This is a genomic window from Alkalimonas amylolytica (assembly GCF_900107845.1).
Classification (GTDB): domain Bacteria; phylum Pseudomonadota; class Gammaproteobacteria; order Enterobacterales; family Alteromonadaceae; genus Alkalimonas; species Alkalimonas amylolytica.
Genome location: NZ_FNRM01000002.1, coordinates 44,949 through 65,844, shown reverse-complemented (window position 1 = coordinate 65,844; position 20,896 = coordinate 44,949). Strand labels below are relative to the sequence as shown.

The 20,896-nt window shown below is 50.9% G+C and carries 22 protein-coding genes; 17 read left to right on the top strand and 5 right to left on the bottom strand.

Features of this window, described 5'->3' with window-relative positions:
- Positions 1 to 10 precede the first annotated feature (10 nt).
- The 4 genes from BLW37_RS03800 to rmf all read left to right on the top strand — a co-directional run bounded on the left by BLW37_RS03800 (position 11) and on the right by rmf (position 3,044).
- Positions 11 to 589 carry an NnrU family protein gene (locus BLW37_RS03800; protein WP_091339770.1) on the top strand — a complete coding sequence of 193 codons (579 nt, stop codon included), beginning with the start codon at positions 11 to 13 and terminating at the stop codon, positions 587 to 589.
- 24 nt (positions 590 to 613) lie between these two features.
- Positions 614 to 1,000 carry a peptide-methionine (R)-S-oxide reductase MsrB gene (gene msrB / locus BLW37_RS03795; RefSeq protein WP_091339767.1) on the top strand — a complete coding sequence of 129 codons (387 nt, stop codon included), beginning with the start codon at positions 614 to 616 and terminating at the stop codon, positions 998 to 1,000.
- 108 nt (positions 1,001 to 1,108) lie between these two features.
- Complete coding sequence (locus BLW37_RS03790; RefSeq protein WP_091339763.1) at positions 1,109 to 2,560, top strand: glyceraldehyde-3-phosphate dehydrogenase; 1,452 nt, start codon at positions 1,109 to 1,111, stop codon at positions 2,558 to 2,560.
- 301 nt (positions 2,561 to 2,861) lie between these two features.
- Positions 2,862 to 3,044: a ribosome modulation factor gene (gene rmf / locus BLW37_RS03785; protein WP_091339760.1), complete on the top strand. Its 183-nt coding sequence runs from the start codon at positions 2,862 to 2,864 to the stop codon at positions 3,042 to 3,044.
- Between the two features lie 72 nt (positions 3,045 to 3,116).
- Here rmf and fabA read toward each other — a convergent pair whose 3' ends face one another.
- Positions 3,117 to 3,629, bottom strand: coding sequence for a 3-hydroxyacyl-[acyl-carrier-protein] dehydratase FabA (fabA, locus tag BLW37_RS03780; RefSeq protein WP_091339758.1), 513 nt, complete (start codon positions 3,627 to 3,629; stop codon positions 3,117 to 3,119).
- A 142-nt stretch (positions 3,630 to 3,771) separates the two neighbouring features.
- Here fabA and BLW37_RS03775 point away from each other — a divergent pair, with 142 nt between their 5' ends.
- The 3 genes from BLW37_RS03775 (at position 3,772) to BLW37_RS03765 (ending at position 5,771) form a co-directional block, all read left to right on the top strand.
- Positions 3,772 to 4,029: a hypothetical protein gene (locus BLW37_RS03775; RefSeq protein ID WP_091339755.1), complete on the top strand. Its 258-nt coding sequence runs from the start codon at positions 3,772 to 3,774 to the stop codon at positions 4,027 to 4,029.
- 61 nt (positions 4,030 to 4,090) lie between these two features.
- Positions 4,091 to 4,948 carry a 6-carboxytetrahydropterin synthase gene (locus BLW37_RS03770; RefSeq protein ID WP_091339752.1) on the top strand — a complete coding sequence of 286 codons (858 nt, stop codon included), beginning with the start codon at positions 4,091 to 4,093 and terminating at the stop codon, positions 4,946 to 4,948.
- Positions 4,911 to 5,771: a M23 family metallopeptidase gene (locus tag BLW37_RS03765; RefSeq protein WP_091339749.1), complete on the top strand. Its 861-nt coding sequence runs from the start codon at positions 4,911 to 4,913 to the stop codon at positions 5,769 to 5,771. Before BLW37_RS03770 ends, BLW37_RS03765 begins: the two co-directional genes overlap by 38 nt.
- Here BLW37_RS03765 and BLW37_RS03760 read toward each other — a convergent pair.
- Complete coding sequence (locus tag BLW37_RS03760; protein WP_091339746.1) at positions 5,768 to 7,558, bottom strand: M61 family metallopeptidase; 1,791 nt, start codon at positions 7,556 to 7,558, stop codon at positions 5,768 to 5,770. The genes BLW37_RS03765 and BLW37_RS03760 overlap by 4 nt on opposite strands.
- A 58-nt stretch (positions 7,559 to 7,616) precedes the next feature.
- On the opposite strand from BLW37_RS03760, the gene hinT reads away from it, so the two are divergent.
- The 5 genes from hinT to BLW37_RS03735 all read left to right on the top strand — a co-directional run bounded on the left by hinT (position 7,617) and on the right by BLW37_RS03735 (position 11,025).
- The gene (gene hinT / locus BLW37_RS03755) at positions 7,617 to 7,967 is read left to right on the top strand and encodes a purine nucleoside phosphoramidase (protein WP_091339744.1); all 351 of its coding nucleotides are present in this window, start codon (positions 7,617 to 7,619) and stop codon (positions 7,965 to 7,967) included.
- Positions 7,968 to 8,058: 91 nt separating this feature from the next.
- Positions 8,059 to 8,478: an acyl-CoA thioesterase gene (locus tag BLW37_RS03750; RefSeq protein ID WP_091339741.1), complete on the top strand. Its 420-nt coding sequence runs from the start codon at positions 8,059 to 8,061 to the stop codon at positions 8,476 to 8,478.
- 69 nt (positions 8,479 to 8,547) lie between these two features.
- Entirely contained in the window at positions 8,548 to 9,030 is a 483-nt protein-coding gene (locus tag BLW37_RS03745) for an Mpo1 family 2-hydroxy fatty acid dioxygenase (protein WP_091339738.1), read from the top strand.
- A gap of 85 nt (positions 9,031 to 9,115) precedes the next feature.
- Entirely contained in the window at positions 9,116 to 10,198 is a 1,083-nt protein-coding gene (locus BLW37_RS03740) for a sensor histidine kinase (RefSeq protein WP_091339736.1), read from the top strand.
- A gap of 5 nt (positions 10,199 to 10,203) precedes the next feature.
- Positions 10,204 to 11,025, top strand: coding sequence for a LytR/AlgR family response regulator transcription factor (locus tag BLW37_RS03735; RefSeq protein ID WP_091339733.1), 822 nt, complete (start codon positions 10,204 to 10,206; stop codon positions 11,023 to 11,025).
- Here BLW37_RS03735 and BLW37_RS03730 read toward each other — a convergent pair.
- Entirely contained in the window at positions 11,022 to 12,017 is a 996-nt protein-coding gene (locus BLW37_RS03730) for an ATP-dependent 6-phosphofructokinase (protein WP_091339730.1), read from the bottom strand. The genes BLW37_RS03735 and BLW37_RS03730 overlap by 4 nt on opposite strands.
- Positions 12,018 to 12,186: 169 nt before the next feature.
- On the opposite strand from BLW37_RS03730, the gene BLW37_RS03725 reads away from it, so the two are divergent.
- Positions 12,187 to 13,158: a DMT family transporter gene (locus BLW37_RS03725; RefSeq protein ID WP_091339729.1), complete on the top strand. Its 972-nt coding sequence runs from the start codon at positions 12,187 to 12,189 to the stop codon at positions 13,156 to 13,158.
- Positions 13,159 to 13,207: 49 nt separating this feature from the next.
- Here BLW37_RS03725 and pyk read toward each other — a convergent pair whose 3' ends face one another.
- Positions 13,208 to 14,644 carry a pyruvate kinase gene (pyk, locus tag BLW37_RS03720; RefSeq protein WP_091339725.1) on the bottom strand — a complete coding sequence of 479 codons (1,437 nt, stop codon included), beginning with the start codon at positions 14,642 to 14,644 and terminating at the stop codon, positions 13,208 to 13,210.
- Positions 14,645 to 14,771: 127 nt separating this feature from the next.
- Positions 14,772 to 15,629 carry a MurR/RpiR family transcriptional regulator gene (locus BLW37_RS03715; RefSeq protein ID WP_091339722.1) on the bottom strand — a complete coding sequence of 286 codons (858 nt, stop codon included), beginning with the start codon at positions 15,627 to 15,629 and terminating at the stop codon, positions 14,772 to 14,774.
- 265 nt (positions 15,630 to 15,894) lie between these two features.
- Between BLW37_RS03715 and zwf the strand changes: the two genes are divergently transcribed.
- Genes zwf through BLW37_RS03695 form a run of 4 tightly spaced genes read left to right on the top strand, consistent with a single transcriptional unit; the run spans position 15,895 to position 20,895 of the window.
- On the top strand, positions 15,895 to 17,361 hold the full coding sequence (gene zwf / locus BLW37_RS03710; protein WP_171907535.1) for a glucose-6-phosphate dehydrogenase: 1,467 nt from the start codon (positions 15,895 to 15,897) through the stop codon (positions 17,359 to 17,361).
- Positions 17,362 to 17,366: 5 nt separating this feature from the next.
- On the top strand, positions 17,367 to 18,056 hold the full coding sequence (pgl, locus tag BLW37_RS03705; RefSeq protein ID WP_342744196.1) for a 6-phosphogluconolactonase: 690 nt from the start codon (positions 17,367 to 17,369) through the stop codon (positions 18,054 to 18,056).
- Between the two features lie 9 nt (positions 18,057 to 18,065).
- Positions 18,066 to 19,916, top strand: a complete 1,851-nt coding sequence (gene edd, locus BLW37_RS03700) for a phosphogluconate dehydratase (protein WP_091339713.1) — start codon at positions 18,066 to 18,068, stop codon at positions 19,914 to 19,916.
- A complete protein-coding gene (locus BLW37_RS03695) occupies positions 19,909 to 20,895 on the top strand; it encodes a glucokinase (RefSeq protein ID WP_091339712.1) in 987 nt (328 codons plus the stop codon). Before edd ends, BLW37_RS03695 begins: the two co-directional genes overlap by 8 nt.
- Position 20,896: the final 1 nt, after the last annotated feature.

Here is a 20,896-nt window from a genome sequence, read left to right as displayed (position 1 = left end):
GGATACAACCATGGTGTTATTGCTTGCAGGATTAGTACTTTTTTTGGGCATCCACTCCAGTCGGATGTTGGCACCCAACTGGCGTGCCGCCAGGATGAACCAGTGGGGACCACTTGGTTGGAAAGGGTTCTATACGTTGATTTCACTGACGGGCTTTGTGTTGCTGGTGCTTGGCTACAGCACAGCACGACAGAGCACAGGTCTGATTTGGCTGCCACCGCATTGGATGGGGCATCTGACCGCTTTACTGACTTTCTTTGCCTTTATTTTGTTGGCAGCAACCTATGTACCAGGCTCCTGGTTAAAAGCCAAAGTTGGCCATCCTATGCTGCTGGCCACCAAAATCTGGGCACTGTCCCATCTGCTAAGTAATGGCACCACAGTGGCTGTGGTCTTGTTTGGTAGCTTTTTAGCGTGGTCTGTTGCCTGCTTCGCCATCAGTCGTCGCCGCGACCGGGCAGAAAATATTCAACGAACCGGGTTGTTATCGCGTGATCTGGCTTCGCTGCTTATTGGTATAGTATTGTTCTGGCTGTTTGCCTTTCATTTGCATCAGCTGTTGATTGGGGTGAAACCTTTCGGTGGTTAATCCAATAAGCTTAAGGAGAGAACCATGAAAAAAAGCGACGCCGAGTGGCAGCAACAATTAAACCCAGAGCAGTACCGGGTTACCCGGTTGAAAGGAACCGAGCGACCCTTTAGCGGTGACTTGCTGTTCCACGAGGCCAATGGCAGCTACCACTGCATCTGTTGTGGCGCTGCTTTATTTGACTCCACTACCAAGTTTGATGCGGGTTGCGGCTGGCCATCCTTTTATCAGTCGTTGGAGGGCAAAGTGCGTTATCAGGCCGATCACAGCCATGGCATGGTTCGCACCGAGATCCTCTGCGCCAACTGCGATGCACACCTTGGCCATGTGTTCGACGATGGGCCGGCACCGACTGGCCAACGTTATTGCGTCAACTCGGTCTCTTTACAGTTTGCGGAAAAAAAGCCGTAACTGTTGTGGTAACCTTTCAGTTTCTATTACAATAGGCCGCCGCTCGCGAGGGCGGCCTCTGTATCTGAACCCATTCCATTCAGCAGACTGACGTTAAAAGGCCGAATTATGACCCTATCACACGAAGAACAGTACCAGAAGAGCTGGCAGGAGCGCCAGGAATTTGCCGAGAACATGCTGCCGCTTATCGGCCGCTTGTACCGCAACAAAGGCGTCGAAGTTGTGGTCTATGGCAAGCCTCTGGTCAACGCAACTACCATTGAGCTGATTAAAGCCCATAAAATGGTGGAGCGTTACGAAGGACAAAAACTCCGTTTGCGGGAAAGTTTTCCAATTTTAGAAGCCATCAGTCAGCTGGAGCTAGCACCAGGTCGCATTGATGTTGGTAAACTGGCCTACGGTTACCAGCACAAAAACTCGTCCAATGGTGCCAGCCTGCAAGATTATTTAAAGCGTGAATTGGCTGAACTGCTCGATAACCCCGATAGTGTGAAGCCGACCGATGTAGTGCTCTATGGTTTTGGCCGTATCGGCCGTTTGCTGGCTCGTCTGATGCTGGAGCGCAATGGCCCGAGCAGCAAATTGCGGCTGCGAGCTATCGTGGTGCGGGGAGGCAAAGAAGGCGACTTGGAAAAACGTGCCAGCTTGCTGCGCCGTGACTCCATTCATGGCCTCTTTAATGGCAGCATCACCGTTGATCATGAAAACCAGGGCATCAAAGCAAATGGGACTTTCATCAAGGTGATTTATGCTAATTCGCCAAGCGATGTGGATTACACCCAATATGGCATCAACAATGCCTTGGTGGTTGATAATACTGGTGTTTGGAAAGACGATAAAGCGCTGGCGATTCACTTTGAATCCAAAGGAACTGCCCGGGTGCTGTTAACGGCACCGGCCAAAGGCGAAGTACCGAATGTGGTTTATGGTGTCAACCAGGACATGATCCTGCCTGAGCACAAAATTGTGTCTGCTGCCAGTTGCACCACCAACGCCATCACGCCAGTGTTAAAAGCTCTGAATGATGCCTTCGGCATTCGCAACGGTCATGTGGAGACCGTTCATTCCTACACCAACGATCAGAACCTGATTGATAACTTCCACAAAGCGGAGCGTCGGGGGCGGGCAGCACCGCTGAATATGGTGATTACTTCTACTGGTGCGGCCAGTGCTGTCGCCAAAGCCTTACCTGAGCTCAAAGGCAAACTGACTGGCAATGCGATTCGGGTGCCTACGCCTAATGTATCGATGGCCATCCTGTCACTGAACCTCGATAAAGCCACCAGCAAAGATGAGCTCAATGAGTTTTTGCAGCACACCGCTTTGTTCTCAGAGCTGCAGGATCAAATTGATTACACCAGTTCGACTGAAATCGTTTCGTCCGATTTGGTGGGCTCTCGTTACGCCGGTGTGGTTGATTCTCAAGCCACCATCGTTGATGGTGATCGCTGCGTATTGTACGTCTGGTACGACAATGAATTTGGTTACAGTGTGCAGGTCATTCGGGTGATGTACGAAATGGCCGGTATTAAATACCCAACCTTGCCACAAAGCCGTTAAATCACTCCTCGAAACATCGAAACCGGTGAAGTCATTGCTTTACCGGTTTTTTTTCGGTCTGATCACAGGTCGCATGTGATCCGCTAGCAACTTATATTCCGCTTTCCACCTTCTTTGCTTGCAAAAAATGAACAGATTCTTTTTTCTGTAATTTAGCTGTCATATCAGCTGGTTAGTCTGACGGGTTGCGATTGTGTCGAAAACAGGGTTGAACCTTTGTCAACTTTGCCTTATCTATTAAGTGCGGACTGGATGAATGCATTCAGTATTGTCATCAAAAACGATTGAGGAAGACTGCCGTATGAAAAGACAAAAACGTGATCGTCTTGAACGTGCACACGCACAAGGTTACCGGGCCGGAGTCACTGGCCGCTCAAAAGAAATCTGTCCTTATCAAAATCTCGATGTACGCTCCCAGTGGTTAGGAGGCTGGCGCGAAGCCATGGAAGATCGTGGCACGGGTCTCTTTAACAAGAGCATGTAAATCAGAACGAATAACTATGAACAAGCCCCGCGGTGCGGGGCTTGTGGCATTATATAGACAGAGGCTTTATCTTTAGAAACTGCTGGTATCGGTGAACAAACCCACTTTTAAGTCTTTTGCGGTGTAAATTTCACGGCCATCCACGCTGACAGAACCATCGCCAATGCCCATATAAAGTTTACGTTTAATCACACGCTTCATAGTGATGCGGTAAGTCACTTTTTTCGCGGTAGGCAGGATCTGGCCGGTGAACTTTACTTCACCTACACCCAGGGCCCGGCCTTTGCCCGGGCCACCAGAGGCTCCCAGGAAGAAGCCTACCAGCTGCCACATCGCATCCAGGCCAAGACAGCCAGGCATCACGGGATCACCTTGAAAGTGGCAGGCAAAGAACCACAGCTCGGGTGTGATATCCAGCTCAGCGATAATTTCACCTTTACCAAATTCGCCGCCTTCCTCAGAAATATGTACAATACGATCCATCATCAGCATCTGATCGATAGGGAGCTGGCTGTTGCCTGGGCCAAATAATTCACCGCGGCCGCATGCCACCAATTCTTCTTTTGTAAAGCTATTCTTCATCATGTATGTTGATTCCACTAAACGAGGTCTGAATTTTCCTGCTGGGGAGCTTAGCGAACACTTGTACGCTAAGCAAGTCCGATTAGTGCAAAATTGCTGCAGACCAGCCATAACATCAGCATTTAGTCAGCATTGGGGGGGCCGCATGAGCGAACAGGATAAACAAGCGCTAAGCAATGCCGAAAAGCAGCGACGTTACCGCGAACGGCAGAAACAAGCTGGTAAAAAAGAACTGCGGGGTTATCTGACCCCGGAGGCGATGCAGTGTTATCAGGATATCCAGCAAAAAACCGATTGGAACGACAGCACTATTATCAGTAATGCACTGCGATTGATGTATGCCGCGCATAAATGCGGCCAGGTAGGTTTACTTAATGCCTGGTTAAAGGAACATGAGCGCTAAGCCTGCCATTGTGCCGGCGGCTACCGTATAATGTGGTTATCTTGTTAGCCTGTGAGTTGTTATGATTTTATTTGTACGTGATCTGACGGTCATCGATTTTTCCTACCTTTGCGCTGAACGCGGCCTACTTGGTGAAAGCCTGATTGTTGATGTCGAGTTGCACGGCAGTCTGGATAAAACCTCCATGGTGTTTGATTTTGGCCTGGTGAAAAAAGTGATTAAAAAAGCCATTGATGGCAGCATCGACCATGCCTTGGCGGTTCCGACCGATTTTCCTGGCTGTACGCTGACGGAACAGGATAAGCAGCAGCTGGTAAAGTTTACCAGTGCCAGAGGCGATATTCAGGTGTCTGGCCCGACTCAAGCCTTTGCACTACTTCAAGCTGAACAGGTAAATCTGCAGTCGATAGAGCAATTTATTTTGCAGCAACTGGCCGGAAAGCTTCCGGATAATGTGAAAGAGGTGCGGTTAACCTTGCGCCCGGAGGCCAGTCAGGGTTTTTATTATCAGTACAGTCATGGCTTAAAAAAGCACGATGGCAACTGTCAACGCATTGCCCATGGCCATCGTTCAACCATCCAAATCTATCAGGATGGCATGTTATCGCCGCGGCTAAACAAGTTTTGGGCCGATCGCTGGCAGGATATTTATCTAATCACCGAACAGGACCTGTGTCAGCCAGCTGATTTGAAGTGGCTGCAGGCCAATGTCGGCGATCTCTGTTCGCGTTATCAGTCCGGACAGGGAGTTTTTGAAATTTGTTTGCCAGCAAGTCACTGCGAACTTGTACCGTGCGATACCACAGTCGAATGTTTGGCTGATTACATTGCCGGTGAGCTAAAAACACTGGATGCAGAACATCAATACAAGGTGGTAGCCTATGAAGGGGTTGGTAAAGGCGCTATTGCTGTCAGCTAGTCTTTTAGGCCTGACATTGAACACAGTTGCTTTGGCAAACGAGCTAACGGCTGATCGGATTGAACTGCAGGGGACGCTTACACAAGGCAGTCTCATCCGGGCTTCAGTGCCAGTTGGCACCAAGGCCTGGTTTAACGAGCAGCAACTGGCGGTGAGCCCGGATGGCCAATTGGTCTTTGGTATTGGCCGCGATGCACCCTTACAGCATCAACTGCGGCTTGAGCTTGATGGTCAGCAACTCACTTTGCCGCTTAGCTTTCAGGCCCGTGAATACGATATTCAGCGTATTGAAGGTGTCGAGCAACGTTTTGTCAGCCCGCCACCAGAGGTGTTAGCGCAAATCCGGCGTGACAGCCAACTGGTACAGTCCGCACGGGCGATGGATACTGATTTGCCCTATGCTTTTCAGCAGCCGGTATGGCCTGCTTATGGTCGTATTACCGGCGTCTATGGCTCACAACGCATTTTTAACGGTCAGCCACGTAATCCTCATCTTGGGCTGGATATCGCCGGCCCCGTTGGCAGCCCGGTGTTCGCGCCAATGACCGGTGTGGTGACGCTGGCAGAAGATTTGTACTATTCGGGGCTGACCCTGATCATCGATCATGGTTATGGCGTGAGTACTACCTTGATGCATCTGGACGCCTTCCATGTGGCTGTCGGTGACAAAGTCACTCAGGGCCAGTTGGTAGCGGATATGGGCGCGACCGGTCGGGTAACAGGCCCACATCTGGACTGGCGCATTAACTGGTTTCAGGAGCGGCTGGACCCGGCGCTGCTCATGCCAGAAGCCGCCCCTCCTTTGAAAAGTGAAAACCCTTAACGTTCTGTCCGGGCCTGACTGGCCCACCAGGCGCTCCAGGCGCTTTCATCCACAATGGTGAGCTGTGCCACCGTCGCTGGTGGCGCTGTCAGCTCCAGAGTGCGCTCCAGCAAGCGATCCCGGCGGAACAGATGCAAGGATAGAGCCTTTTGTTTGGGTAGGCGTAGCAGCAGCTCAGTGACACTGTTGCTGTTTAACCGAAATCCTTCAACGGCCAGCAGCTCGTCACCCACCATTAAACCCGCCTGATGTGCCGGCCCCTGATCATAGACAGCTGTGAGCTTGATGCCTTGCTCGGTGCTCAGGTACTGAGCACCCAGCCAGGCGTTGCCATTGCTTGCTGCAGGGCCACTTAAGTCGTCCGGTTTCAGCGGAGCACGCCAGTTGAGTGCTAAGCCAAGAGCGGGCAGGTGATCTGCCAGGGGGATTGGTTTTGGCTGCTGCACCCAGTTGGTCAGTTGGCTGGCAAGCTCAGGCAGCTGCCAGCTTTTAAGAACGCTGGCAATGGCGCCATTTGGTGTACCTGAGGTCAGATAGTCTTGCCACAGCTGTTGCATCAGTTGCGGTAAACTCCGGCCATGCGCGGTTAAAGCGGCATCCAGAGCAAGGGCGACCAGAGCCCCTTTAGCGTAATAACTGGCGATGGCATTGACCGCATTTTCATCCTGTTTGTAAAACTTGGTCCAGGCATCAAAGCTGCTGTCCTCTAGTGATTGCACGCCATCACTTGGGTTACGCGTGACTCTGCTGATGGTTTTTTCCAACGCCAGCAGGTAATCGGCCGCACTTTGCAGGCCGCTGCTGTACAAGGCTAAATCATCCAGATAAGAGGTAAAGCCTTCGTAGATCCAAAGTTGCCGGCTGTAGTGCTCCTGCGCCAGCTGGTACGGATGAAACTCGGCGGGTTTTAAGCGCTTGACCCACCAGGTATGGAGATACTCATGGCTGCACAGACTGAGTAGAGTCTGATAGCCTTCATTAATTTGCTGTTGTCCGGCGGCTGGCAAATCAAAACGACTGCACAGCAGTAAGGTCGAGTCATTATGCTCTAAGCCACCAAAGCCGGAGTCGGTGACCCAGGTTAAAAACCAGTAGTTGGTTAAATCGGCCGGTAAGCTGCCAAAGATGGCTTTTTGTTGCTGGCAGATGGTGGTTAAGTCTGCAGTAAAGCGCTGTTGATCACTCAAATTACGGCCACTGACTACCAAATAGTGCGGTACTGCATCGATGTGAAACTCGGTCAGCTGGAAATGGCCGGCTAGCAGAGGGCTATCAATCAAGTGCTGGTAGTCGCTCGCAACATAAGTGCCAAAACCAAGGAAAGTCGTATCCGCGGCCGGTGGCAGGGCGGTCGCCAGTCGCCAGTCTGAAGTCGTCGGGTCGGTGGGGGCATCGACCTGCAGCTGATGCGGTAATTCTTCCATACCAGCGACCGCTAAGCAAAGGCAAGCTGGGTTGAGTATAGCGACCTCATCATCCAGGTAAGCAGCCCGAACGGATCGATCATAAGCATACAACTGGTAATGAACCCTAACTGCTTGACCGCGATGGTGAACTTGCCAGCTTTGTTTATCGGTTTTTAGTACCTCCAAAGCACCATCTTTGTCGCTGGCGGTGAGCCAGATCAGGTTACGGGCAAAGTCGCGGATCATATAGCTGCCGGGGATCCAGGCGGGCAGTTGCAACCGCAGTGGCTCTGTGCCCTGAGGTTGAATAGTCAGCTCCATCTCAATCAAATGAGCGGCGATATCAACGCAACGAAGCTGGTATTGAATTAAAGCCTTCATATATACTGAATTCTCCTGCAGACAGACTCTGCTGATTGTAACATGACAAGGAATCCTCATGGCGGAAGAAACTATTTTCAGCAAAATTGTGCGTGGTGAAATCCCGGCCGATATCCTGTATCAGGATGAGTTGGTCACAGCTTTTCGTGATATCAACCCCAGAGCACCCAGCCATATCCTGATCATTCCAAACCATCTAATACCAACGGTGAACGATGTGAAACCAGAAGATGAGCAAGCCCTTGGCCGGCTCTTTACTGTGGCGCGTCAGTTGGCTGCTGCCGAGGGCATTGCTGAAGACGGCTACCGGCTGATTATGAACTGCAATCAGCATGGTGGTCAGGAGGTGTACCATATCCATCTGCATCTGGTTGGTGGCAGGCCACTTGGCCCAATGCTAAGTTATTAATCACCAAAACCATGCAAAGCAGCGCATTGCATTTGGTGGGCGTTCACGTACAATGCGCGCCCGCACACCCCAACCAACAGGGCCTATCAGCATGAGCACAGACAATCAGGATGCTTTAATTGCCAAACGCATGCAACATGCCATTACCCGGGTAACCAAAACCGTGTTTCCGGGGCGTACCAATCATCACAATACCTTGTTTGGGGGGGAGGCGCTGGCCTGGATGGATGAAGCGGCTTTTATCGCTGCCACCCGTTTTTGCCGTAAGCCACTGGTTACGGTGTCATCAGACCGGGTTGATTTTAAAGAGGCCATACCGGCCGGCACTCTGATTGAACTGGTTGCTAAAGTGGATCATGTCGGTCGCACCAGTATTCGGGTGCATGTGGATATTTTTCTGGAGCATATGTACCAGGACGATCAGCACAAAGCGATTTCCGGCAGCTTTACTTTTGTCGCGTTGGGGCCTGATCGCAAGCCGGTGCCGGTGCTGTCCGGCCTTACCGAATAAGCCTTCACTTGACATTGTTAACCATTGGATTAATCTGGTAGGAGCAGTCAATAAGCGCCAGGTCCAACAATGAAAACAGCACAGCAGTGGTTCGCTGAGTACGCAGAAAGTCATCAAAACCCTACCAATAAAGCCATCCACTGGCTGGCGGTGCCTGTGATCTATGCCACCGTATTTGGTTTGCTCTGGTCTGTACCTATGCCTTTTAGCGGCTTAGCTGCCAGCGAGATTAACTGGGCCATGCTGATAGCGGTACCGGTGCTGGTGTTTTACTTCAGTTTGTCTTTTGCCCTGGGGGCCGGGATGACACTCTTTACTGCCTTGGTATTTAGCGGGTTGCGTTGGCATGAACTGGCGCTTGGCTGGCCGCTTTGGCTCAGCAGCTTACTACTTTTTGTCGTAATGTGGCTGCTGCAGTTTATTGGCCATCATATCGAAGGCAAAAAACCCTCTTTTTTCCAGGATATATTCTTCTTGCTGATAGGTCCGGCCTGGCTACTAAGTTTTATTCTGCAACGCCTTGGCATCCGTTATCAGCGCCGTTGCGACTAATGCAGTGGGAATCAGGTTTAACTGAGCTGCAGCAAGGCGTCAGTGGGGTATAATTTCAGTTCTGACAAGCAGTTTTGGTGGCGCTTTGTTACACAATCTAGACGATAAAAGACATCTGCAGTTCTGGCTGCTACACACCTTAGGCTGGATCGGCTTTGCCGTGGTGCATTATCTTGGTTCCCTGGTGTTGGAAGTGCGGAATGCCTACTTTTGGGTGGTGATGCTTGATACCTTTGTTGGCTGGCTGCTTACCATACCACTGCGATACATCTATCAACGGGCCTGGTATTGGCATCCGTTGAAAATGATGCTGACCGTATTGCTGTTAGCTACTCTGGTCGGTGTGGTCTGGACCATCTTCAAAAACCATACCTATTGGGAAATTTATCGCCATGGCTTTCAGCCCAAAAGCTGGAGTTGGGTGCAGTTGTATCTGCGAAATGCTCAGGTGTCGTTTTATGTGATTTTAAGCTGGAGTGGTCTCTATTTTGGTATCAAGTATTACCAGACGCTGCAGCGGGAAAAGCAAAAGCTGTTGACGGCTACTAACCGGGCGCACGAAGCCCAGTTAAAAATGCTGCGTTATCAGTTAAATCCCCACTTTTTGTTTAATACCTTGAATGCAATTTCTACGCTGGTACTGACTCGAGAAAACGATACGGCGGAGAAAATGGTGACTCGGCTGAGTGACTTCTTGCGCTATTCGTTGTACAAGGACCCAATAAAAAAGGTACCGTTGCAACAGGAAATCAGTGCTGCCCGCTTGTATCTGGAAATTGAAAAGGTTCGTTTTTCAGAGCGTTTGAAAGTGACTTTTGAAGTGAGTGAGGATGCATGTCAGGCGCTGGTGCCGAGTTTGATCTTGCAACCCCTGATTGAAAATGCCATAAAGTATGCTGTAGCCACCCAGGTTGATGGCGGACACATCGCTATATCGGCGAAAAAGTTTGGCCACGATCTGTTGCTGGAAGTTGCTGATAATGGGCCAGGCGTTCCTTTGGATGGTGGATTACCAAAGTCCGAGCACAGTGGCGTTGGTTTGGTCAATACCCGCGAACGACTGGCTGCCCTTTATGATCACAACTTCTCGCTGGTACTGACGCACAACGAGCCGCAGGGACTGAAGGTGAATATTCGCATTCCCTATGAACTTGATATAACGGAATAATACGCATGCTAAACGTCGTAGTTGTCGATGATGAACCACTGGCCCGCAAAGGGATGTTATATCGGCTTGGCGATTATAAAACCCTGAAGGTTGTCGCTGAGTGCGGCAATGGCAAAGAGGCTTTGGAAGCGATCGCCAAGCACCAACCTGAGCTGGTATTTTTGGATGTGGAAATGCCAGGTATGGATGGCTTTGCTGTGCTTGAGCAGCTGCAAAACCAGCAACTGCCGATGCCCTACATTATTTTTGTCACCGCCTATGATCACTATGCGCTGGCTGCATTTGATGTCAATGCCATTGACTATGTGCTCAAGCCGGTTGAAGCGGGGCGCTTAAAAGCAGCCATTGATAAGGCACTTAAAGCCTTTGAAAGCCGTGATGATCAGAAACACAAATCACAACTGGCCGAGGTAGTTTCACGTTTAACCGGTGATGCTGCTGAAACCATCCTGGAACGGCTTAGCAACGAAGAGCCTGTGGTGGACTCGCGCTACCCGGATGCTATCAGCATTAAAGACAGTGGCGAAATCACCCGGGTGATGGTCATTGATATTGATTGGGTCGATGCTGCCGGCGATTACATGTGCATTCATACCCGCGATGGCCAAACCCATATTTTGCGCAAAACCATGAAAGAGCTGGAGCTAGAGCTGGATCCTCGTTTGTTTGTCCGGGTGCACCGTTCTGCTATTGTTAACGTCAACACCATTGTGAAACTCCAGATGCTACCAAACGGCGAGCATCAACTGATGCTGAGCAACGACCAGACCGTGAAAGTCAGTCGCAGCTACAAAGATCGGGTGAAGCAGGTATTTAAAGGCGCTTAATCGTTGGCCACCTGCTGCTGCCAGCGCAGCAGGTAAGGGTCGATGCGCTTTTTATGCTCGCCACTGGCTTGCAGTGGATACAGGCAAGCTTGATGATTCACTTCACCTGCCATCATCAGGTGGGCCCCCCCCAGCAATTGTTCGACGGCGTAAGCCCCTAGTTTGGTTGCCAATATCCGATCAGCGCCAACCGGTGAGCCCCCTCGCTGAATATGCCCAAGCACACAAGCCCGGCACTCAATACCAATGGCTTTGGTAATATCCGCAGCCAGTGCTGTGCTGCCCCCAGGGTAGCAATGCTCGGCCATCACAATGATGTAGCTGCTTTTGCCTTTCACCACCTGGGCATTTTGAATAGGGCGGATCACAGCATCCAGCTCGCCAGGCTTAAGTACACCAAGCTCCGGACAAATAATTTGCTCAGCGCCGCTGGCAATTCCTGCCGACAAGGCAATAAAACCACTGTGCCGGCCCATTAGCTCAACCAGAAAAATACGCTCGAAAGCATCGGCGGTATCGCGAATTTTATCGATGGCATCCAGTGCGGTATCAATGGCGGTGGCATAGCCTATGGTGGCATCAGTGCCATCAACATCGTTGTCGATGGTGCCGGGCAAACCGAGGATCTGACCTTTGTAGTGTTGTGCTATGGCCAAAGCCCCTTTGAAACTGCCATCACCACCAATCACCAGCAAGGCATCGAGCTGCATCTGCCGCAGGGTAATTGCTGCAGCTTTTGCGCCTTCTTCCGTGTGCATGGCCGGACAACGGGCACTTTTTAATAGGGTTCCGCCAAGGTGAATGATGTGTTGAACGTGATAAGGCAGCAACTTTTTGTAGTCACCTTCTATCAGGCCATTAAAACCATGCGAAAAGCCAACTACCTCAATCTGATGCGCGGCTGCTGTCAGAACAATAGAGCGAATGCAAGCATTCATCCCCGGAGCATCGCCACCTGAAGTTAACACGCCAATCCGTCGTATCGATGTCATAAAGTTGCCCCGGTATCTGCCTGAATCAAGCCAGTATAGCAAAGTTAGTCGCTGTGATGTTGATCTGTCGCAAGTCGCATACTTCGTTCATTTCACTGAAACAAGGCGACTTTTTTCCCTGAATAAGCGACAATAGCTGCTGTTGTTTCGTCTTACAGGTACCCCTGTTATGCATCAGGTTTCCGGTCGCGCACTTCTTGGTTTCAGCCTGGCTTTTACCACGGCTGTACTGTGGGGTATCTTACCGATCGTACTCAAAGTATTACTGGACTTTTTGACTGCAAGCACCCTGACGGGTATTCGTTTTCTAGTCGCGGCGCTGATGGTTGGCGCCTGGCTGGTTTGGCAAGGGCAGTGGCCCCGGCTGAGTTTACTCAGCCGGCAAGGGATCCTCTTGTTATTGGTTGCCATTGCCGGCTTGCTGGCCAATTACCTGATGTATATGTCTGGTTTAAATTACCTGACCGCAGAAACTGGCCAGTTGTTGATTCAGCTGGCCCCTTTTTTGATGATGCTTGGTGGTGTTTGGATCTTTCAAGAGCGCTTGCAGTTCTGGCAAAAAGTTGGTGCGGCCACTCTTTTGGCAGGTTTACTGCTGTTTTTTAACGAGCGGCTACTGGATTTACTGACTTCCATCAGTGAAGAGAGCATAGGTTTATTGCTTATCATTGGCGCAGCCGTGACCTGGGCAGCGTATGCGCTGGCGCAAAAGCAATTGCTGGTGCACTACAGCTCCAAGCAAATCATGGTGCTTATATACTGCGCGGGTGCCTTGGTTTTTATGCCTCTGTCGGATTTGCAGCCCTTGTTGCAGCTGACGGGCTGGCACTGGGCTTTTTTGTTGTTCTGCTGTTTGAATACAGTGGTTGCCTATGGAGCTTTTGCTGAAGCCATGCACCATTGGGAGGCATCAAAAGTCAGTGCTGTGCTAGCCATTACGCCGTTAGTGACCATAGTAGTAGCTAAAGGCCTGCACGCGCTGCAGCCAGACTGGCTATCACCTGAGCCATTAAACGCTTGGGCAATTATAGGCGCTTGTTTGGTGGTGGTCGGATCGATGACGACAGCGTTATCGCCATTGTGGGGCCAGTACCACGCTCGTTACTCCGCGAGGCAACAACAAAAACGCCGCAGTTTGTAACTGCAGCGTTTTGAGTGGACGGGGTAGTCTGGCGAGAAGTTGCGCTGCGCTATTTAACCTGTACAATTTTACAGGTATTGGACGCGCCTATGGTTTCCATTTGATCGCCATGCGTTAACATCACCAAATCACCACTTTTCAACCCAGCTGCGCTGGCAATGCACTGAATGGCACTATGCGCCAGCTCATTGGCTGGAATAGGCCGGGTATCAAAGAAGGCAGGATAAACACCTCGGTACAACGCCAGTTTGTTCAGGGTCTTCTGATGGCGGGATAAAGCATAAATGGGTTGGGTTGAGGTAATGCGCGACATTAGTTTGGCTGTGTAACCAGATTCCGTCAAGGCGATGATGGCTTTAATGCCTGGCAAGTGATTGGCAGCATACATGGCGGACATGGCAATGGTTTCACTGACATCGCCAAAGGTTTCTTCCATTCGGTGCTTGGACACCTTGATGCTGGGATGTTTTTCCGCGCCAATACAAACCCGCGCCATAGCATCAACGGTTTCTGTTGGGTAAGAGCCGGCCGCGGTCTCCGCTGAGAGCATAACGGCATCGGTGCCGTCCAGTACCGCATTGGCAACATCCATCACTTCGGCCCGTGTTGGCATGGGGCTTTCAATCATTGACTCCATCATCTGAGTCGCAGTGATCACAATACGGTTCAATTGCCGACTGCGGGCAATAATACGCTTTTGTTGACCGACCAGCTCGGCATCACCGATTTCGACCCCCAGATCGCCACGAGCAACCATAACAGCGTCCGAAGCAAGAATGATATCATCCAGCGTTTCATTATCGGCAACAGCTTCGGCACGTTCGATTTTGGCCATAATGCGTGCTTCTGAACCTGCCGCTAAGGCAAGCTCCCGGGCCAGTCGCAAGTCATCGCCACAGCGTGGGAAAGAAACTGCCAGGTAGTCGACATCAATTTCAGCTGCCAGTTTGATGTCTTCTTTGTCCTTGTCGGTCAGGGCAGGGGCCGATAAACCGCCTCCCTGACGATTAATGCCTTTGTTGTTGCTTAGCTTGCCTGCGACCGTAACTTTGGTGTGGACTTTGCTACCATCGACGCCAGTCACCTGCAATTGAATACGGCCATCATCCAGCAATAGAATATCACCAGGTTGTACATCCTGTGGCAACTCTTTGTAATCAATGCCAACCTGTTCGGTATTACCAGCTCCTTTCGGCAGGCTGGCATCCAGCAAAAAAGGTTGCTCAGCGTTCAGTACTACAGAGCCTTCAGCGAAGGTAGACACTCGTATTTTAGGGCCTTGTAAGTCGCCTAAGATGGCTACATGGGTACCGGTCTTATTGGCAGCTGCTCGCACCATAGCAGCGCGTTGGCGGTGGTCATCGGCTGTGCCATGAGAAAAGTTGAAGCGAAAAACCGTGGCACCTTTACGGATCAGTTGCTCAATCGCTGCTTCGGTATTGGTAGCAGGGCCTAAGGTCGCGACAATTTTAGTTCTTCTTGGCATCAATTGCTCCTGAATGTGGGGATGAACGATTCACCATTAGTGTAATGTAATTTTATTACAGAATACAGCGCAGCTAAGAAAATAAATAACGTAACTGGCAAGCTCGGTTGCCAGTTTATCGCTTCAATCAGGCCGGAAAATCTTTCTTTTCGAAACGGGAGCCGCGCAAACTGTCTTTCACTTTCTTTAGATTTTCCCTGAACTTAGAACCTCGACGAAGGGTAAATCCAGTCGCCAAAATATCGATCAACACCAGTTGTGCAACCCGTGATGCCATCGGCATGTACATGTCGGTGTCTTCCGGCACATCCAGCGACAACACCAAAGTACACTCCCGTGCCAGCGGACTGTCGTAAGCGGTAATGCCGATGACGGTCGCATCGTTTTCGCGGGCAATGGCTGCAATATCGCACAGGTTCTTGGTGCGTCCAGTGTGACTGATACAAACCACCACATCACCTTCTGCACTATTAATAGCTGACATCCGTTGCATCACGATGTCGTCGAAGCACACCACTGGGACATTAAAGCGAAAGAACTTGTTCTGGGCATCATGCGCCACTGAGGCTGATGCACCTAATCCGAAGAAGGAAATTTTCTTGGCCTGAGTTAATACATCGACAGCACGGTTGATGGTGTTGATATCCACATTATGGCGGGCTGAATCGAGTGCTGCCATGGTGGACTCAAAAATTTTCGCGGTGTACGCCTCCGGGCCATCTTCTTCTTCCACATGACGATTTACGTAAGGGGTACCATTGGCCAGGCTCTGCGCCAGATGCAGCTTAAAATCCGGAAAGCCTTTGGTATCCAGGCGGCGGCAAAAACGGTTGACGGTCGGTTCGCTGACATCCGCCATTTTAGCCAAAGCAGCTATACTGCTATGAATGGTGGTTTGTGGATTTGCCAGGATAACTTCAGCGACTTTCCGCTCAGACTTGCTGAAGTTAGCGACACTGTTGACTATTTTTTCAAGTACATTCATTCCAAGCTTCCTGGTTGTGCGACCCGGGCAGTCGGCGAGCCGGTGTAATAGTGGTTGTTATACATCCAAACCCGGTTACAGAAAAGTATTTATTTTACCACAGTTGATCGCTACAGCCGTTATATAAGGTGGCTAACTGGGCGTATAATAGGTTACTTAAGCATATTTGTAATTAAATTACAATAAGTCGGGTTTACAACACCGAAATGCTGCGTTAGTATGCGATGGTTGTTGTAAAATTACATCTTTAGAACGGGACTAAATTATGTCATCAGCAGCAAAAGCCTGTGATCTTCTGTTATTTGGCACCAAGGGCGATCTGGCACGTCGTAAATTATTACCAGCACTCTATCAGCTGGAAAAAGCCGGTTTAATGCATGATGACAGTCGGGTTATTGGTATCGCCAGAGATGAGTTGGAGCAAAACGCTTATCAACAGCTGGTACGGAAAAACCTGGAAACCTTTATTAAGAAAGAGCCCATTGATGAAGCCGTCTGGCAGCGCTTTCTGCAACGCTTACTTTATGTGCAACTGGACTTAACGGCCGCTGCCGACTACCAGAAACTCAGCGCCGTGGTGGATTGTGAGAAGCGGATCCCGGTCAGTTATTTTGCAACGCCGCCCGCTTTGTTTGCGTCTATTTGCGCGGGCTTGCATTCAGCTGGACTGGCGGCCGATCCTGCCAGGGTCGTGCTGGAAAAACCGATTGGGCATGATCTGGAGTCCTCTCGCCTGATTAATGAACAGGTCGCGCAGTATTTTCAAGAGTGCCAGGTGTATCGTATTGATCACTATCTGGGCAAGGAAACGGTATTGAACCTATTGGCGCTGCGTTTTGCCAATGCCATTTTTGCCTCCAACTGGGACCACAATGCCATCGATCATGTGCAAATTACCGTGGCCGAAGAGGTCGGGGTTGAAGGTCGCTGGAGCTATTACGACGATGCCGGCCAGATGCGAGATATGGTGCAAAATCATTTACTGCAAGTGCTCACTCTGATTGCGATGGAGCCACCAGCGCGACTGGATGCCGACAGCATTCGCGATGAAAAACTTAAGGTGTTAAAAGCATTGCGGCCGATTGATATCAGCAATGTGCACGAGAAAACAGTGCGTGGCCAGTACGCGGGTGGCTATGTCGCCGGCGGCGCGGTGCCGGGCTACCTTGATGAAGAAGGCTCCCGCAATAACAGCAGTACCGAGACCTTCGTTGCCATTAAAGTAGATATCGATAACTGGCGCTGGGCTGGTGTGCCATTCTATTTGCGTACAGGCAAGCGCATGCCGGAAAAGCGTAGTGAAGTGGTCATTAGCTTCAAACCGCAGCCACACAATATTTTCCATGAAACTTACAAGCAGTTACCTGCTAATAAGCTGATTATTCGGTTGCAGCCGGACGAAGGCGTGGAAGTGCAGGTGATGAACAAGATCCCAGGTCTTGGTGAAACCATGCAGTTACGGCAAACCAAGCTGGATCTAAGCTTTGATGAAACCTTTAGTTCTAAGCGAATTGCCGATGCTTATGAGCGCTTATTGCTCGAAGCCATGTTAGGTAATCAGTATTTGTTTGTTCGTCGTGATGAAGTCGAGCACGCCTGGCGTTGGGTCGATGGCATTTTAGAAGCCTGGAAATCGACCGGTGAGCCACCCAAAAGCTATCAGGCGGGTAGCTGGGGGCCTGTATCCGCCATTTCATTATTAGCGCGTGATGATCGCAACTGGGACGAGTAGGAGGCATGATGCAATTTCATCGTTTTGAAAACAGTGCTGCACTCAATAGCAACTTCGCTAAGCGCTTAATTGACTTACTTGAGGCTGGCATTGCTGAGCGAGGTCACGCCTATTTGGCTGTTTCTGGCGGCCGCACACCGCAGGCACTGTTCAGTCATTTGGCTGGGACTGAGCTGCCATGGTCTAAAGTGACCATTACGCTGGCAGACGATCGCTGGCTGGCACCGGATGCCAAAGACAGCAATGAGCGCTTGGTGAAGTCGGTATTGCTGCAGGATAAAGCCAGTGCCGCCCATTTTATCAGCCTGGTCACCACCGATGAGCGAGCTGAAGATGGCGCTGATGCCATTAACAAGCGACTCGCTGTCATCCCGACCTTTGATGCGGTTATTTTAGGCATGGGTGAGGATGGTCATACTGCCTCTTTATTTCCTTGCAGTCAGGAACTGGCTGAAGGCTTGACGATCGCTCAGGATGCTCTGGCGGTGAATCCGACCACAGCGCCTTATCAACGGATGTCGCTCTCTAAACAACGTTTGCTGAATACGCGGCACTTGTTTTTGCATTTGGTGGGTGCAGGCAAACTGCCGGTATTAAACCAAGCCGTAGCCGGCGATGATGTGATGCAGATGCCAATACGCGCTTTCTTACACCATCCCTGTGTTGATATCCAGGTGATGTTTGCTTCCGAATAGAGGTTACTTATGCACCCTGTCATTCAAAAAGTTACCGATCGAATTGCCGCCCGCAGTGAGCGCAGCCGTTCAGTCTATCTGGCCCGGATTGAAAAGGCCCGTTTAAAAGGCCCGCATCGCGGCACTTTATCGTGCGGTAATTTGGCGCATGGTTTTGCTGCCTGTGGCAAGCAGGATAAATCCGATTTGCGCAGTCTGACTAAAGCCAATATCGGTATTATTTCTTCTTACAACGACATGCTCTCTGCACATCAACCTTATGAGCATTACCCAGCATTGATTAAAGCGGCTGCCAATGAAGTAGGCAGTGTTGCCCAGTTTGCCGGTGGTGTGCCTGCCATGTGCGATGGCGTGACCCAAGGTCAGCCTGGCATGGAGCTTAGCTTGATGAGCCGCGATATAATCGCGATGGCCGCAGCAGTTGGTTTGTCACACAACATGTTTGATGGTGGCCTGATGCTGGGCATTTGCGACAAGATCGTACCTGGCTTGTTGATGGCAGCCTTTAGCTTTGGTCATTTGCCTTTTGTCTTTGTGCCGGCAGGGCCAATGCCTTCAGGCATTCCCAATAAAGAAAAAGCCCGAGTACGCCAGTTGTTTGCTGAAGGCAAGGCGAGCAAAGAAGAATTATTGGAAGCGGAGTCAGCGTCGTATCATTCAGCAGGCACCTGTACCTTTTACGGCACTGCTAACTCCAATCAGTTGGTCGTAGAAATGATGGGGCTGCATTTGCCTGGCTCCTCTTTTGTTAACCCCGGCACTGAGCTGCGAGATGAGTTGACCAAAGCGGCTACCCGCCAGGTCACCCGTTTAACCGATCTCGGCACTGATTATATGCCCATTGGGAAGCTGGTGGATGTGAAATCCATTGTCAATGGTCTGGTGGGCTTGTTGGCGACCGGAGGTTCCACCAACCACACCATGCACCTGATTGCGGTGGCTCGCTCGGCTGGCTTTTTGATTAACTGGGATGATTTTGCTGAACTTTCCAGCGTCACTCCCTTGATCACCCGGATTTATCCTAATGGCCAGGCTGATATCAATCATTTCCAACAAGCAGGCGGTATGGCCTACCTGATCCGTACTTTGCTGGATGAAGGTTTACTGCACGAAGATGTGCAAACAGTTGCCGGCTATGGTTTGCGTCGTTACACCCAGGTGCCCGTTATGCAGGATGGCAAGCTAGTGTGGGTGGATGGCCCTACTGAGTCACAGGATCCGCAAGTGTTAACTTCAGCCGCGACACCTTTTAAGCACCATGGTGGCCTGGAAGTACTTTCCGGTAATTTAGGCCGAGCCGTGATGAAAACCTCCGCTTTGCGGGAAGGGACCGCCGTGATTACCGCACCAGCTGTGGTTTTCTCCAGTCAGCATGAACTGGATGCTGCCTTTAAGTCAGGTGATCTGAATAAAGACTGTGTGGTGGTGGTTCGTTTTCAGGGGCCAAAAGCCATTGGGATGCCAGAGTTGCATAAATTAACGCCGCCGCTTGGTGTATTGCAAGATCGTGGCTTTAAGGTGGCTCTGGTGACCGATGGGCGTATGTCCGGTGCCTCGGGCAAGGTGCCGGCAGCTATCCATGTCACACCGGAAGCCATTGAAGGCGGTTTACTGGCCAAAGTACAAAATGGTGATTTGGTTCGGGTTGATGCCGAGAAAGGAGTGCTGGAATTGCTGGTTGATGCCAAAGAGCTGACAGAGCGTGAGGCTGAAAGCATTGACTTATCTGACAGTTATGCGGGTATGGGCCGGGAAATTTTTGGTGGGTTGCGTGCCCAACTGACTGGGGCTGAAGAGGGTGCTTGCGCCTTGTTTTATACCGAAGATCATTTAGATGCTGACGGAGGGGGGCATGGCTAAAGCGCACTATGCCATTGTCGCGGATATTGGCGGCACCAATGCTCGCTTTAGCCGCGTTAATTTGCTGGATCTAAGCCTTGATCAGGTCCAGGTGTATCGCTGTGCCGACTTCGCGACCCTGGCCGATGCACTTCAGCACTTCAGGGATGAGCAGCAGTTGCAGGCGCTAACCGATGTCGCCATAGCGATTGCCTGCCCGGTGCAGGGCGATCAGGTGCAGATGACAAACTTTCACTGGCAGTTTTCGATCCGTGCTATGCAGCATCAGTTGCAGCTTTCCAGCTTGCTGGTTATGAACGACTTTACCGCAGTTGCCATGAGCCTGCCGGTGGTACAGGCCACCGATTGCGTACAAATTGGTGGTGGCCAGGCCAAGCCCAATCAGCCAATGGCGGTGCTTGGTGCTGGTACCGGCCTGGGTGTTGGGCACTTGCTACCCTTAGCTGATCAGCGCTACCACCCATTACCTGGCGAGGGGGGCCATGTCGATTGGGCACCCATCAATCAGCAGGAGTGGGCGATTTATCAGTTTTTAACCGCCAAGTATGGTCATGTTTCGCCAGAGCGCCTGTTATCGGGTCCAGGACTGGAAGACCTCTATTTGGCTTTAGCTTTATACCAGCAAGTATCTGCAGAGCCACTCAGTGCGGCGGCTATTTCCGAGCAAGCAATGGCAGGTACCAATGCTTTGGCAGCCGAGACCATAGCACAGTTCTTTGCCAGCCTTGGCAGCATTGCCGGCAACCTGGCCCTGACCTTAAGCACTTCGGGTGGCGTCTTTATTGGTGGTGGCATAGTACCCAAACTGCTGCCCCTGATTGGCCAAAGTGAGTTCCGCAGCCGCTTTGAACAAAAGGGGCGTTTTACGTCGTTTAATCAGGCCATCCCGACCTATGTTATTACCGCAGAGCAACCAGGCCTTACCGGTGCAGCTTTGTATTTGAAACAAACCATCTCACAACAAACTCAGGGCGAGTAAG